Source organism: Nonomuraea sp. NPDC004354 (assembly GCF_053602555.1).
Map to the genome: position 1 here is coordinate 465,529 of NZ_JBSGDV010000003.1, position 14,009 is coordinate 479,537.

A 14,009-nucleotide genomic window follows, 5' to 3' on the forward strand; every position below is an offset into this window, starting at 1 on the left:
GCAGCCTGCGCTGAGAGGCGGCGGGCATGCCTGGAGCGCTGAGATACGAATGCCTTGCCCTGACCGGTGGGGCGTTCGTCGCCTTCAGGGCTTCCCTGCTGAAGGGAACGCCCGCCCTGATCGGCGGAGCGCAGGTGTTAGGCGCTGACGAGCGCCTCATGGAAGGTGGCAGCCTGGCTATCGTTCGGCCACCGCTCCAGCAGTTCGGCGTCCAGGGTGCGCAGCTCCCGCTGGATGCGCGCCGATCCGGTCTGGCGGGCGACGCCGAGCGCCTCGTGCCCGAGGTGCGCGGCCCGGCCCGGATCCTGCTCCGACTGGGCGACCGCGACGGCCAGCTTCGCAGTCAGGTGACCGCGGTCGCGGGCGAGGGTCGCGGGCAGCCTGCCGATCTGGTCTTCGAGGATGGTGACGGCGGTGTCGGCGCGGCCGGCGGCCCGGTAGCAGACCGCGGACTGCTCCTGCAGCGTGTCCCAGTCGTAGTGGTGCAGGTAGACGGGCACGTGCGGGTGGGTGACCTGTGGATGGTCGCGCAGAGTCTCGCCGGCCTCGTCCAGCAGGGCGAAGCAGTCGTCGTGCTCGCCGAGCATCACCAGGCCGCGGGCCTGCTGCTGGGCGGCCAGTGCGTTCAACTTGGGTTCCAGTTCAGCCGGGCGGCGGCGGGCGGCAGCCGCCAGGTGGACGACGGCGGCGTAGTCGTCGGTCAGGACGGAGATGTTGGACTGGCGGACCAGCATGTAGGCGCTCATCTGGGTGTCGCCAGCGCACTGCGCCCACTCGGCCGCCCGCCGGGTCCAGTCCATGGCGGTGTTGAGCTCTCCGAGATCCTGGTGCAGCCAGCCGGCCATCTCGGCGTACTGGGCCAGGACCTGCAGCAGCGGTTCGGCGTGCCGGGCGCCGGCACCGCGGCGCAGCTCGTCGAGCACGTCGATCTGGGCCAGCACGGGCCGAAGAAGTGAGCGGGGGCCGAGTATCTTGTCGGCGGTGTAGTGCTCGGCGAGGACGCGGCGGAAGTAGTCGATGACCTCGCCGTCGACGCGGGCGGGCTGCTCGATCGCGCGGGCGATGCGCTGGGTCTGGTCAGGGTCGCCGAGGCCTGGCACAACGGAGGCGAGCGCTCCGCTGGCGAGCAGTTGGGTGAACTGGCGTCGCGAGAGGGTCACCCGCACGCTCCTTCCGTCCGGTGTCTGCATGTCCAGCATGACCGGTTCGCCGTCGTGTATGCCAGCGGCGCTCGCGGCGAATGGGAGGCACTGCCATCCCCGGGCGGCGTCACTGAGGGCCAATAGCATCCCTCCCGCTTCCAGCGCGGCATCGAGGGCGCGCACCTGGTCAGCCGGCGGGAGGATCTCGCCCTTCTCCGCCCGGGAGATGCGCGTGTGGTCGTAGAGCGCCAGCTTGCCCAGCTCCCGCTGTGACAGGCCGGCTTGGTTGCGCAGGTGCCGCAACGCCGTACCCCACATGTGTGCCGTCATGCTGTGGTGCTCGTCCATCTGACCAGCTCCTCGCCGTGTTGCTGCGGTGTTGCGGCAACACCAGACCTCTGGGCGGCCCGGCTCCCGCCAGGTGACGATCCGTACGGGCGGATAGCCGGAGCGTAAACCGGCCGGTCAGTGATCGCACCCGGATCACGTCGACATCACCGTTCCGCCATGTCCCGACAGAAGTGGAGATCGTCATGTCTTCATGCAGGACCTGCGACGGTTCGGGGTTCATCACCACGACCGACGAGAACGGCAAGCCGATCAAGGTCCCGTGCCCCAACCACACCGGAAAGTGACCGGCTGAGCCTCGCCCGGCCCCGCCACACCGGAAGATCCACACCGAAGGGAGAACCAGAATGCAGACCACCGACCAGGCCTACCAGCCGCCCGCCGTCGTCGAGCTCGGTGACGTGCAGGCCGTCACGCTCGGCCAGTACGCCGAGGACAGCCAGGACAACAACCGCTACTTCTCCTAGGTAGCGAGCCCAAGGGGGCGGGCTGTCGTTGGGCAGCTCGCCCCCGCCCTTATCTGAGGGACGTAGGAGGAGACATGGGGCTGGCCGGGACGAGCGGCAGCCAGGACAAGCCCGGGTCGGGACGATCGCTGTGGGAGGCGCCTCACCCGGTATGGGTCGATGGGCCCGGCACGTGCCGTACGGCGCAGGCGGGCCGTACGTGGCTGGCGGTGGCGGGCGACTGCTACGCCAGCCAACGCCAGCTGGACGCCGCGCTCGTGGCGGTACGGGCGGGCCGGTGGCGTGAGCTGACCGGCTGGCCCGGCTCCTACTGGGTGGCCGCGACCGACGGGGTCAAGACGGTCGTCATCGGCGATGTGGCGGGCGTCCGGCCCGTCTACTACGCGCGGCGCGGCGACGATATCGTGTGGGCCGCCGAGGCGGGCCTGCTCGCCGCCCACACCGGCGCCGACATCGACCTCACCAGCGTGATCGCGTGGATGGCCGCGCCGACCGTGCCGGAACTGGCCGGCCACACCACCGTGTACCGAGGCGTGGCGCGGGTGCCGGCCGGCCGGCTGCTTGAACTTCCCACCGGGGCGGTCGTCGACTACGAGCCGGCCACTTGCGCCAGCCACGACCCCGCCGACGCCCGGTATGAGCTGCGGCACGCCTTGACCAGCAGCGTCGAAGCCCGTGCGGCCGCACATCCGCGGCTGTCCGCCGACCTGTCCGGGGGCGTCGACTCGACCTGCGTGGCGGCGGCTGCCGCGCACGCCAGCCCGCGCCGCCTGCCCGCGTTCACCCATCACCCGTACCTGGCCGACAACGACGACCTGATGTACGCACAGCGCGCCGTCGACGCGCTGCCCGGCGTCCTCCACCGGGTCGTGCCCGGCAGCGCACGCTGGTTCGACCACCTGGACCGGGTGCCGGCCACCGACCTGCCGTACGCGGACGCGGCCCGCTGGGCGGTGCACGCCGAATACCTACAGGTGATCGCCGCCGACGGCTCCGACGCGCATCTGACGGGCGGCGGCGGCGACACTCTGTTCGCCCCGCCGGCCTACGCGCTGGCCGACCTCGCCCGAGCCGGGCAGTGGCGGTGGTGGCTGGCCGAGACCACTGCCCGCGCCCGCCTCCGCCACCGGCCCGTCGCCGCTGCCGTGCGGGCGGGTCTGGCCGACGCGTCCTGCGGCTACCCGGGCGCGCTGCGCCGTCTCAGCCACTCGATCGTCTCCGCGGCTCAATGCTCCTACGCGATGTCCGGCCGTCGGGGCCACCATTCGGGCTGGCTGCTGTCACCTGGCATCGCTGCCTGGTTCACCCGTGATGCCGCCCTCGACGTCGGCCAGGCGCTGATGCAGGCCGCCGACGCCGCGCCGCGCCTGTCCGGCGCCGCGCAGGCCGCCTACCGGCTGCGCTGCGACGTCGTCGAATACGGCGGCTACCACGCCCAGTACGCTCAAGCGGTACGGCAGGCGGGCGTCCACCTGCACGCGCCCATGCTGGACAACCAGGTCGTGCGCGCCGCGCTGGCACGGCCCGCCTGGGAGCGGCTATCGCGCACCAGCCCGAAGCCGCTGCTGGCCGCCGCCCTCACCGGCATGGTGCCGGCCGAGATCCTCAGCCGGGCCACGAAAGGCAGCCTCGCCCAGAACGCCTACGCGGGGGTGGCCACCAACCACGACAACATCCGCGACGTGCTCGCCTCCTCCCGGCTCGTCGACGCCGGCCTGATCGACCACCGGCGAGCCGCCGCCGACGTGGCGCTGCTGGCCGCCGGCGTGCCCGGCCGGATGGCGGCGCTCGAACTGCTCCTGTCGGCAGAGCTGTGGCTCGCCCGCCACCAGCTGCAGCCGCCCGGCAGCGCCGTACTCCAGGGGGCCCGATGACACGCCTCCTCCACGTTTCCAGCCACGTTCACGCCACCATCACCGAGGAGGGCGGCATGCTGCTCGACGTGCGCCGTCGAGGTCGCTGGCACGTGCTCACCCCGGCCGCCGTGGCCTGCTGGCCCCACCTGGCCCGCGGCGACATCGACGCAGCAACCCAGGAGCTGATGCACCGCTGGGGCATCCCGGCCAAGCAGGCTTACGCCGACGTAGGCGGCCTCGTCCGCCAGCTGGACGCGGCCCGGCTCCTGGTCCGGCCTCGCCGCCACGGGTGGAGGTGGTGGTGGCGGTGACGACCGTCCGCATGATCCAGCCGGTCGGCGACCGGCAGACCGCCCGCACCTTCCGCGCAGCGGCCCATCTCGCGCTGGCGGCCGCCTGCCTGGTCGCTGCCATCATGCTGCTACGCCTTCTGCCGCTGCGCGCCGTGCTGGCCTGCGCCCGCGCGGCGGCCAGGCTGATGCGCCGCCACCCGGCCGCCGGAGCGGCCGCCCAGCTGGCCGCCGGCCGTGACTGGGCCACGGCCCGGTGGCCGGGGCGTGCCGCCTGCCTGGAAAACAGCCTCGCCAGCTACCTGGCCGCCGCTGTGCTCGGCTACCACGCCAGCTGGCGGATCGGCTGCCGGTTCGCGCCGGCCGCCTGCCACGCATGGACCCAGACCTGCTTGGGTCTGCTTGGCGAACCCATCCAGCCTGACAGGCCACTGCACACTACCGTGGCCGTCGGACACCTGTTGAACTGCGAAAACCTGGGAGACCGATGAACGCTGACGTTCTATCCGCCGCCGTCGCCACGGTTCCGCGCGACTTCTACACCGACCACCCCGTGCACGGCCGGCCGCCGCAGACCACCGCACAGGCCGCGATCGAGCGTGACATCCTCCGCATCGGCACCGACCTCGCAGGCAAACGGATCCTCGAGGTGGGCACCGGCACCGGCTACACCGGCGCGCTGCTGGCCGCCCTCGTCGGCCCGGCCGGGCATGTCGTGTCGATCGACATCGACTCGGCCCTCGTCGAACGCGCCCGCCTCCTGCACGCCGAGCGCGGCTGCCCCGTTCAGGTGCTGTGCGGCGACGGACACGCGGCAGCGCCCGACCTGGCGCCCTTCGACGTGATCATCGGCTGGTGCACGCCGACGCACCTTCCCGGCGCGTGGCTCAAGCAGGTACGCCCAGGCGGGATCATCTCAACCCCGATCTACATCGCGCCGGTCGCCCGCGTGGTCGGGCACCTGCGCGCCACCGTCGACGACCGCCACCAGGTGACCGATGCGGCGCTCAGCAGCGCCGTGTATGTCGACATGGGCAGCGAGGTGAACACCACCCTCGGCACGCCCTTGTTCTACGTGGACGCCACCGACGGCGCCTCCTATGTGTCGGTCGCCTGGCGCGGCAGCGATGACCCCGCAGCCGCGCTCGCCCTGCTCAACAGCCCCGCCCACGTCGAGGCGTTCGACGTGGGCCTGGACGGGGCGGAAGCTGCCAAGGCGTGGGTCGACGCCCGCGCGTACTGCGCGGCCCGTGACCACGGGGCTGGCGCCTCCAACCTCACCACCTGGGGCACGGGCGCGCCGGACTGGATGAGCGGTTTCGGGTTCAGCAGCGGCCGTAACGCCGCGGTCCTGACCGACTCCTGGCAGATGCGCGCCAACGGGCCCGACTCGCCTGCGCTGGCGAAACTTCGGGACTACCTGGCAGTCTGGCAGGAAGTTGGCCGGCCCGGGGTGGACCGCCTCGATGTGACGCTCGTGCCCGGCGACCACGGCTGGGAGGCACGCGCGGCGCTTCCCACTACGGATGCATAGAGGACGTCTGCTGCAGGAGAAGGGGGCTGCCTATGGGCGGCCTCCTTCTTCGTCATCGGATTGACTCACCGAGGGCTTGGACAGCGGTCATGGCTCGGTGCGGCGCTTGCTGTTCGAGGTCTGGCGGCCGAACAGACGGCGTAGGCGTTCAGCTGAGCGCCAGGCCGAGCTCGGCGAGCTGCGGTTGCGGTTTGGCGCGCCGCTGGAGGGCGTAGGCGGTCACGCCCTGGTGCTCGACGGTGCGGACGACGGTCCAGCCCTGCACGTCGCGGTAGTAGGCCACAAGGCCGGGGTATGGGCCGGTGCCGCGTCTCACCCACGTGCGGCCCTGGGCGGCGGCCTGGTGCAGCGCCCACCACGCGATCAGGCTGCCGGGCCGCCGACCGTTCAGGCTCGGGTCGGTGATCGTGGTGGCCAGGAACAGCGACGGCTCTGACCGCTCGGACGGGTCTGGCCACAGCAGTGGCGAACTCTCCTCGTAGAGGCTGGTCACCCCGACTACCTGGCCGTCGTCGCCGGTCATGGCCCACACCGGGAACGCGGGGTCGCCAGCCTGGGCCGCGAGCTCGGCCGCCTTCGCGTGCCAGCCCTCCCAGCCGGGCAGATCCCGCTCGCGCATCCATGCGGCGCGGGCCCGGATCAGCGTCTCGATCTCGGGCTGGTCCCCGACACGTGCAGGCCGCATCTGGAACATGGTCGTCACCGTAGCGCTTCCTCCTCCACAGGGCGGGCGAACCCCGTTACTCCGTAGCGGGTTGGCCATCCATTCGCTGTATGGCTGCATGACCCTTGTGGTCGCCTCGGCCCGTTCCCCGGGTGTCTGCTCACGATCGGCGCCGAGGAGGATCAGCAGCCGGTCCTCCGGCTGGAGGGCGGGCCATGGCTGGAGAGATGCCGCTTGTCGCCACGAGGTCCGCGGTGGGCGAGAGCCGAGCGGCAGGTGTCACGAAAGCCGCCATCAAGTCACGTTTTCCCTGATGAAAGGGGGTGTCCGTATACATGAGACGCACAAGCGAACCTCGCCTGAAAGGAACCTCATGGCCCGCCGGCTGCCCCTCCGAGAACGAACACCCGAACGGGTCCGGAGCACTACAGCAGTTCGCGCGGGGCGCGATCGCCTGGTCGCCGGCAGTTGGGCCCGCAGCCACGCTGGCCGTGATCGACAACGGCCGCAACACTCGCGGCCAAAATGTCACGCTCAAGTGGGACCACATGGGCACACACTGGGACTTCTACATCGTCAGGGTCGTGGTCACCTCGCGAGATGGCAACAAGATCCGCCAGCGCGACGTCGCTCGGACAACCCCATGGAGCGGCCAGTTCACCGTCAACACGCGGGATGTCATGGACATCGGCTTCACCTCCAGCCACTCCAGGCGGCGAAGCGAGATGACTTTCTGGCTCAAAGGCTGCGACAACGGCACCTTCGGCTCGGATTGCGGCCCGTGGAGCGACGCCGTCACCTACACATGGAGGTAGCCAGCACGGCGAACCGCTCCTTTAACGCTCGCAGCGGTCAGTGACGCGTCGACCCGCCCCCGGAAGACGATGAGCGCTCTCACCCCACGGAGTGAGGGCGCTCAGTCAGGCCGGGCCCGGCGTCGCCATTCGTCGAACACTGCCAGCGCTCGCTCGTGGCTCACCTCCACTACGCCCATCCACGGTTTGCCCGACTCGTATGCCACCGTGGAGGAATGCAGGACCCTGTACCTGAGGTTCGCATCGTTGACGGGTGTGTGGTCACTGCGCCCGGGGTGGGCCCGATTGCGCAGGTATGGCTTCCGCGCGACGGGCAGGTGATCGCGAAGATCCCGGCGAGGAAGGGGAACTGGCGGTGGCTACGCCAGGCCGTCCGTATCCGTTCCCCCCGCCTCGACGGCGACCGGTGGCACCTGCCGCGGAACTGCCTGGTCAAGCTGGTGACGGCAGCGGTCGACAGGTACGGCTACATCGCGGTGTGGCGGGACATGTCGAGGTTGTCGCGATGCACGACGGCATGCCTTGAGGCGACCGGGGTGGAATGCGACTGCTCGTGCCTTGGGGCTTACCACGGGGAGAACTCCGGCGGCTGGTTCGAGCGCGTCAGAGACGCGGTGGTGGCCGACCTCGGCGAGATCACCCGCAGCGTCGTCATCTACGGACCTAAACAAGATGACGCGGACGCCACGGTCTACGGCGGCGAGCTGGCGGGTCGCCGCTACCGCGCGGACCGCGCCGGCCGCCATGGCTGGCCGAGAGCGTCACGGTTCATGTGCACGGGCTGCATGAGTGCGCGGGCGCGCGTGTGGGACCACTGCCACACCCACGGATTCGTCCGCGCGCCGCTGTGCAACACCTGCAACACCCGCCACTGGGCTGGGTGGCAGCCTCAGCACGGCAGAGCCGCACCGAGCCGCAACCTCGACACCAGCTACTACCGCTGGTGCCCTCACTACGGAGAGGAGCAGTGCAGTGCATAGTCGAGTTACGCGGCCACCTTCCGCATGATGTATCTGCGCTCTCTCGGACAGCCCGCCCCAGACGCCGGACAGTTCGTCGCACTCGAGCGCATAGTTGAGGCACTCGGCGCGCACCGGGCAGCCGCGGCACACCCGCTTACCTGTTCGCGATGAGCCGCCCTTCCCGGGGAAGAACGTCTCCGGGTCGGTCTCCGCGCACAGGGCCCAGGACATCCAGTCGAGCCGCGGTCAGCTTCCTGATGACGACGGCGAGACGCAGTGACAGGGCGTCGAGGACTTCCAGCGCGGTGTGTGGAGTGAGGGCGAGAGGAAGTTACGCCCCGCGACCGTTGGCGGGTCGCGGGGCGTTCAAGATCGTGCGCATCTCATGCGCGAAAGTTTGGTAGCAACAGAGGTTGCCCCTGATCATAGCTACACATCATCTGTTGCATTTCCGCTGGTCAGCGTGACACGCGATCAGCTGACCAGCAGCGCGACGCACTCCACGTGATGTGTCATCGGGAAGGCGTCGAACGCGCGCAGGTCCGCGAGGCTGTAGCCCAGCTCCGCGAACCACGCCAGGTCGCGCGCCAGCGTCGCCGGATCGCACGAGACGTACACCACCCGCGTCGCCTCCAGCGCCGCGATGCGGTCGACCACCTGGCGGCCGAGCCCCGACCGTGGCGGGTCGACGACGACCAGGTCGGCGCGCTCGATCTCGTAGCGGTCCAGCGCGTCCTCCACCCGGCCGCGCTCCACCCGCGCCCACGGCAGGTCGCGCAGGTTGAGCCGGGCGTCGCGGACGGCGGCCGCCTCGCTCTCCACCCCGAACACCGCCCCGGACGGCCCGACGGCCTCGGCCAGCCCCGCCGCGAACAGGCCCACGCCGCAGTAGAGGTCGAGGGCCCACTCGCCGGGCTCGGGGGCGGCGTAGCTGAGCACGGCGTCGAGCAGGGTCTCGGCGGCGCCGGGGTGGACCTGCCAGAAGCCGCTGCCCGTCACCTGGAACTCGCGGTCGCCGACCCGCTCGTGCAGCATGCCGGAGCCGTGCCGCGGCTCGGTACGGCCCTTGCCCTGGTTGACCAGGATGGAGGCGGGTGCCTCGAGCACGGGCACGGCGACGGAGCGGCGCGGTTTGGGGGCGATGACGACGGCGTGGTCGCCGCTCGAGGAGGCGATGACCTCGACCGCCGACGCCCCCTCCCAGGTGCGGGACTCGACGCCGACGGCCTCGACCTCGGGATGGGCGATGAGGCAGGCGGCGACGGGCTCGATGTCGTGGGAGCGGTGCCTGCGGAAGCCGACCGTCCCGTCACGGGTGACGGCGAACTGGACACGGGTGCGCCAGCCGAGGCCGTCCTTGGCGCCCGGCACCTCCTCGACCACCACCTCGCGGGTGATGCCTGCGAGCCTGCGCAGTTGCTCGGCCACGACGTCGGCCTTGAGCGCGCGCTGCGCCTCCATGCTGGCGTGCTGCCAGTCGCAGCCGCCGCACCTGCCGGGCCCCGCGTAAGGGCAGGGCGGCGTCACGCGGTCGGGCGAGGGCTCCAGAATCTGGACGGCGTCGGCGCGCAGGAAGCGCGTGGTCTCCTCGGTCACCTCCGCGATGACGCGCTCGCCTGGCAGCGCGTGCCGTACGAAGACGACGCGCCCCTCGTGTCGCGCCACACACCAACCACCATGGGCCACCGGCCCTACTTCGAGTTCCACCTGCACAGGTTACTCAGGCCTTGGCCTTCTCGTCGTCGCCCTCGATCTCGTGCCACGGGCGGCGCACCGCGCCCGGCGCGTACGGCTCGCGGCGGGCCCGCAGCCGGTCGGAGGAGTGGAGCTGCCACGGCACGCTGGTCACCATCACCCCGGGCTTGAACAGCAGCCGCGCCTTGAGCCGCAGCGCGCTCTGGTTGTGCAGCAGGTGCTCCCACCAGCGGCCGACCACGTACTCGGGGATGAAGACGGTCACGACGTCGCGCGGCGAACGGCGGCGCAGTGTCTTGACGTAGTCGAGGATGGGCTGGGTGATCTCCCTGTACGGCGAGTCGAGCATCTTGAGCGGCACCGGGATGCCCCTGCGCTCCCACTCCTCCTGCAGGTTGGCGGCCTCTTCGCCCTCGACGCCCACGGTGACGGCCTCGATGGTTGAGGGCCTGGTGGCGCGGGCGTAGGCGAGCGCCCGCAGTGTGGGCTTGTGGAGCTTGGAGACGAGCACGATCGCGTGGTTGCGCGCGGGCAGTATGGTCTCGTCGAGGTCCTCGGTGACGGCCAGCTCGGCGGCGACCTTGTCGTAGTGGTGGCGGATGCCCTTCATCATCAGGAACAGCACCGGCATCGCGATGCAGACGATCCAGGCGCCCACCAGGAACTTGGTCAGCAGCACGACGACCAGCACCAGCGCGGTCATGACGCCGCCGAAGAAGTTGATGACCCTGGAGCGCTGCATCTGGAAGCGGACGCGCGGGTCGGTCTCGGTCTTCAGGTGGCGGGTCCAGTGGAGGACCATGCCGGTCTGGCTGAGGGTGAAGGAGACGAAGACGCCGACGATGTAGAGGTTCAGCAGGCGGCTGACGTCCGCCTGGAACCCCCACAGCAGCAGGCAGGCCCCCAGCGCCAGGATGACGATGCCGTTGGAGAAGGCCAGCCGGTCGCCGCGGGTGTGCAGCTGGCGGGGCAGGTAGCGGTCCTGGGCGAGGATCGAGCCGAGCACGGGGAAGCCGTTGAAGGCGGTGTTGGCGGCCAGGAACAGGATGAGCGCGGTGACGGCGGAGATGACGACGAACATCAGCGAGCCGCTGCCGAAGACCGCGTCGGCCACCTGGGAGATGATCGGCTGCTGGTAGTAGTCGGGCCCGACCGGGGTGCCGTCGGGACGTAGCAGGTCCTGCGCGACGTGCTGCGGCTCGGCCACGGTGACGCCCGAGACCAGCCCCAGGGCGATGATGCCGGAGAACATGGTGACGGCGATCAGGCCCATCATGAGCAGCGTGGTCGCCGCGTTCTTGCTCTTGGGTTTGCGGAAGGCGGGCACGCCGTTGCTGATGGCCTCGACACCGGTCAGCGCCGCGCAGCCGGAGGAGAAGGCGCGCAGGACGAGGAAGGCGGCGGCGAAGGAGGTCAGGTCCGTCATCTCGGGCACGACCTTGAAGCCCGCGGTGGGCGCCTGCAGGTCCTCGCCCAGGACCAGCAGCCGGAAGCCGCCCCATGTGACCATGCCGAGCACCGCGATCATGAAGGCGTAGGTGGGGACGGCGAAGGCGACGCCCGACTCGCGGATGCCGCGCAGGTTCACGATCGTGAGGAGGATGACGATGACGATGGCGACGGTCGGCTTGTGCTCGGCGACGAAGGGGACCGTGGCGCCCACGTAGTCGACACCGTTGGCCACCGACACCGCCACCGTGAGCACGTAGTCGACGAGGAGGGCGCTGGCGACGGTGAGCCCCGCGTTCTTGCCGAGGTTGACGGTGGCGACCTCGTAGTCGCCGCCGCCGCTGGGGTAGGCGTGGACGTTCTGCCGGTAGGAGGCGACCACGGTGAGCATGACGATGACGACCGCGGCGGCGACCCACGGGCTGTAGCGGTAGAACGAGACGCCGGCAAGGGAGAGGATGACGAGGATCTCCTGCGGCGCATATGCCACGGAGGAGAGCGCGTCGCTCGCGAAAACGGGCAACGCAACCCGTTTGGGCAGCAGCTGTTCATGAAGCTGCCCGCTACGGAGCGCGCGCCCTACCAGGAGACGCTTGACAAGATCTGTCACCTTCGCCACGTGAAGATGCTAGTCGCCCTTCCCCTCCCCACCGACATGGCGCTCCCCCCGCGCGCCATACTGAGGAGAAGGCAACCCGTGGGGAGCACATGCATATCGTGATCATGGGATGCGGGCGGGTCGGGTCGACCATCGCCCACATCCTGGAGGACAACGGCCATTCGGTCGCGATCATTGATCGTGACCCGCAGGCGTTCAGGCGACTGAGGGCCGGGTTCAGGGGCCGCCGGGTCACCGGCATCGGATTCGACCGCGACGTGCTTCAGGAGGCGGGCATCGAGTCGGCGGCCGCCTACGTGGCCGTCAGCAGCGGCGACAACTCCAACATCATCTCCGCCCGGGTGGCGCGGGAGACGTTCGGCGTCGACAACGTCGTGGCGCGCATCTACGACTCCCGGCGAGCCGAGGTCTACCAGCGGCTCGGCATCCCCACGGTGGCCACCGTCCGGTGGACCGCCGACCAGATCCTGCGGCGCATCCTGCCCGAGGGCGCCGAGCCGCTGTGGCGCGACCCCACGGGCACGGTCGTGCTGGCCGAGGTCGCCACCAACCCCGCGTGGATCGGCACCAAGGTCACCACGCTGGAGGACGTCGCCGGCATCAGGGTCGCCTTCGTCAACCGGATGGGCGAGGCGCTGGTCACCCGGCACGACACGGTGGTGCAGGAAGGCGACATCCTGCACGTGATCGCCGCCGAGAACGACATGGACCGGATCAACAAGGTGCTGGCCGCCGCACCGGAAGGGGAGCACTGATGCGCATCGCGATCGCCGGCGCCGGCGCGGTCGGCCGTTCCATCGCCGCCGAGCTCCTGGAGAACGGTCACGAGGTCCTGCTGATCGACAGCGACCCCAAGGCGATCAAGATCGACGCGGTGCCGCGCGCCGAATGGCTGCTCGCCGACGCGTGCGAGATCTCCTCCCTCGACGAGGCCGGGCTCAACAACTGCCATGTCGTGGTGGCCGCCAGCGGCGACGACAAGGTCAACCTGGTGGTCTCCCTGCTGGCCAAGACCGAGTACGGCGTGCCACGCGTGGTCGCCCGCATCAACCACCCCAACAACGAGTGGCTGTTCAACGAGTCGTGGGGCGTCGACGTCGCGGTCTCCACCCCGCGCCTGCTGTCGGCCCTGGTCGAGGAGGCGGTCAGCGTCGGCGACCTGGTCCGCCTGATGACCTTCCGCCAGGGGCAGGCCAACCTGGTCGAGCTGACCCTGCCCGAGGACGCGCCCGTCGTGGGCCAGCGCGCCGGCTCGGTGCCGTGGCCGGTCGACTCGGCGCTGGTGGCGATCCTGCGCGAGGGACGCGTGCTGGTGCCCTCCGCCGACGACCCGCTGGAGGCCGGTGACGAGCTGATGTTCGTCGCCAGCCAGGAGGTCGAGGAGGAGCTGGCCCAGCTCCTGTCCCCCCACTAGCTAGCCGGTACGGCGGGCCGCCCACCACCCCCACAGGGTGGCCGCCAGCCAGGCGGCGAGCGTGACCTCGTCCGTCACCGAGTGGATCGGCACCGCAGGACCGGCCGGCGACGCCAGGTCGGTCCAGAGCCGCGTCACCGCCAGGACCGCGAAGCAGACCACCGCGGCGGCCGCCACGACCGCCGCGGGTCTCGACCGCGACCAGGGGCGGGCCGCCGTCACGGCCGTCCATGCGCACATCAGCGCGTAGACCATGGCCATGGTCACCGCCGATCCGCCGCCGCTCTGGTAGCCGCCCAGGTATCCGGCGAACGCGACGAACGGCAGCGCCCTGGTCACGGTCGCCGCCGTGGCGCCGCCGGGCAGCAGCGATCCGGGCAGCACGGCGGCCAGCAGCGCGAAGGCGGCGAACAGCACCAGCAGCGCGGTGGCCGGCCCCACGAAGGACATCGCCGTCCAGGGCGGCCCGGCGCCCGGCCCGGCGAAGGACGCGGCCGTCCAGGACAGCGCGTAGGCGGCCGTCCCGGCGGTGGCCGCGATCATCGCCACAACCCTGAGCCCCGCCGCCACCCGCCGTCCCACCCGCCAGCCCGCCTGCCGTCCCACCCGCCGGCCCGCCCGTACGGGGGCGCCGTCCCGCGGCGCGCCGCCCACGCCCTGGTCACGCTCCTCCGGCACCTCGGCCGAACCAGCGCTCGCCTCACGCCCGGCCGCCCCCGCTCCTGACTCAGCGGAGAAATCGGACACGGCAGAG

At 70.9% G+C, this 14,009-nt stretch carries 14 protein-coding genes and 2 pseudogenes; 10 read left to right on the plus strand and 6 right to left on the minus strand.

The annotated features are described in order from the left end of the window. Window positions 1–137 precede the first annotated feature (137 nt). Entirely contained in the window at window positions 138–1,490 is a 1,353-nt protein-coding gene (locus ACWENQ_RS12860; protein WP_449924422.1) for a helix-turn-helix domain-containing protein, read from the minus strand. A 347-nt stretch (window positions 1,491–1,837) separates the two neighbouring features. Between ACWENQ_RS12860 and ACWENQ_RS12865 the strand changes: the two genes are divergently transcribed. The 5 genes from ACWENQ_RS12865 (at window position 1,838) to ACWENQ_RS12885 (ending at window position 5,637) form a co-directional block, all read left to right on the plus strand. Further along, complete coding sequence (locus tag ACWENQ_RS12865) at window positions 1,838–1,957, plus strand: lasso RiPP family leader peptide-containing protein (RefSeq protein WP_449924424.1); 120 nt, start codon at window positions 1,838–1,840, stop codon at window positions 1,955–1,957. Window positions 1,958–2,031: 74 nt separating this feature from the next. Then, complete coding sequence (locus tag ACWENQ_RS12870; RefSeq protein WP_449924426.1) at window positions 2,032–3,831, plus strand: albusnodin/ikarugamycin family macrolactam cyclase; 1,800 nt, start codon at window positions 2,032–2,034, stop codon at window positions 3,829–3,831. Next, entirely contained in the window at window positions 3,828–4,124 is a 297-nt protein-coding gene (locus tag ACWENQ_RS12875; RefSeq protein WP_449924429.1) for a PqqD family peptide modification chaperone, read from the plus strand. Before ACWENQ_RS12870 ends, ACWENQ_RS12875 begins: the two co-directional genes overlap by 4 nt. Beyond that, entirely contained in the window at window positions 4,115–4,594 is a 480-nt protein-coding gene (locus ACWENQ_RS12880; RefSeq protein ID WP_452414215.1) for a lasso peptide biosynthesis B2 protein, read from the plus strand. The genes ACWENQ_RS12875 and ACWENQ_RS12880 overlap by 10 nt, the downstream gene beginning before the upstream one ends. Then, entirely contained in the window at window positions 4,591–5,637 is a 1,047-nt protein-coding gene (locus ACWENQ_RS12885; protein WP_449924434.1) for a protein-L-isoaspartate O-methyltransferase family protein, read from the plus strand. The genes ACWENQ_RS12880 and ACWENQ_RS12885 overlap by 4 nt, the downstream gene beginning before the upstream one ends. A 148-nt stretch (window positions 5,638–5,785) precedes the next feature. Here the strand turns inward: ACWENQ_RS12885 and ACWENQ_RS12890 are convergent, their stop codons facing one another. Next, a complete protein-coding gene (locus ACWENQ_RS12890) occupies window positions 5,786–6,322 on the minus strand; it encodes a hypothetical protein (RefSeq protein WP_452414217.1) in 537 nt (178 codons plus the stop codon). Between the two features lie 314 nt (window positions 6,323–6,636). On the opposite strand from ACWENQ_RS12890, the pseudogene ACWENQ_RS12895 reads away from it, so the two are divergent. The 3 genes and pseudogenes from ACWENQ_RS12895 to ACWENQ_RS12905 form a co-directional block, all read left to right on the plus strand. Beyond that, a pseudogene (locus tag ACWENQ_RS12895) lies at window positions 6,637–6,768 on the plus strand (hypothetical protein); the annotation flags it as partial. Window positions 6,769–6,792: 24 nt separating this feature from the next. Then, window positions 6,793–7,116, plus strand: a complete 324-nt coding sequence (locus ACWENQ_RS12900) for a hypothetical protein (protein ID WP_452414530.1) — start codon at window positions 6,793–6,795, stop codon at window positions 7,114–7,116. A gap of 275 nt (window positions 7,117–7,391) precedes the next feature. Next, window positions 7,392–8,096, plus strand: a complete 705-nt coding sequence (locus tag ACWENQ_RS12905) for an endonuclease domain-containing protein (RefSeq protein ID WP_449924440.1) — start codon at window positions 7,392–7,394, stop codon at window positions 8,094–8,096. A 39-nt stretch (window positions 8,097–8,135) separates the two neighbouring features. Here ACWENQ_RS12905 and ACWENQ_RS12910 read toward each other — a convergent pair. The 3 genes and pseudogenes from ACWENQ_RS12910 to ACWENQ_RS12920 form a co-directional block, all read right to left on the minus strand. After that, a pseudogene (locus tag ACWENQ_RS12910) lies at window positions 8,136–8,309 on the minus strand (WhiB family transcriptional regulator); the annotation flags it as partial. Between the two features lie 243 nt (window positions 8,310–8,552). Next, a complete protein-coding gene (locus ACWENQ_RS12915) occupies window positions 8,553–9,791 on the minus strand; it encodes a class I SAM-dependent RNA methyltransferase (RefSeq protein WP_449924443.1) in 1,239 nt (412 codons plus the stop codon). Between the two features lie 7 nt (window positions 9,792–9,798). Further along, the gene (locus ACWENQ_RS12920; RefSeq protein WP_449924446.1) at window positions 9,799–11,841 is read right to left on the minus strand and encodes an APC family permease; all 2,043 of its coding nucleotides are present in this window, start codon (window positions 11,839–11,841) and stop codon (window positions 9,799–9,801) included. Window positions 11,842–11,930: 89 nt separating this feature from the next. Here ACWENQ_RS12920 and ACWENQ_RS12925 point away from each other — a divergent pair, with 89 nt between their 5' ends. Both ACWENQ_RS12925 and ACWENQ_RS12930 read left to right on the plus strand, forming a co-directional pair. Further along, window positions 11,931–12,596 carry a potassium channel family protein gene (locus ACWENQ_RS12925; protein ID WP_452414218.1) on the plus strand — a complete coding sequence of 222 codons (666 nt, stop codon included), beginning with the start codon at window positions 11,931–11,933 and terminating at the stop codon, window positions 12,594–12,596. Continuing rightward, window positions 12,596–13,255: a potassium channel family protein gene (locus ACWENQ_RS12930; protein WP_354904480.1), complete on the plus strand. Its 660-nt coding sequence runs from the start codon at window positions 12,596–12,598 to the stop codon at window positions 13,253–13,255. Before ACWENQ_RS12925 ends, ACWENQ_RS12930 begins: the two co-directional genes overlap by 1 nt. Here ACWENQ_RS12930 and ACWENQ_RS12935 read toward each other — a convergent pair whose 3' ends face one another. Continuing rightward, window positions 13,256–14,002 carry a hypothetical protein gene (locus tag ACWENQ_RS12935; protein WP_452414531.1) on the minus strand — a complete coding sequence of 249 codons (747 nt, stop codon included), beginning with the start codon at window positions 14,000–14,002 and terminating at the stop codon, window positions 13,256–13,258. Between the last annotated feature and the right edge of the window lie 7 nt (window positions 14,003–14,009).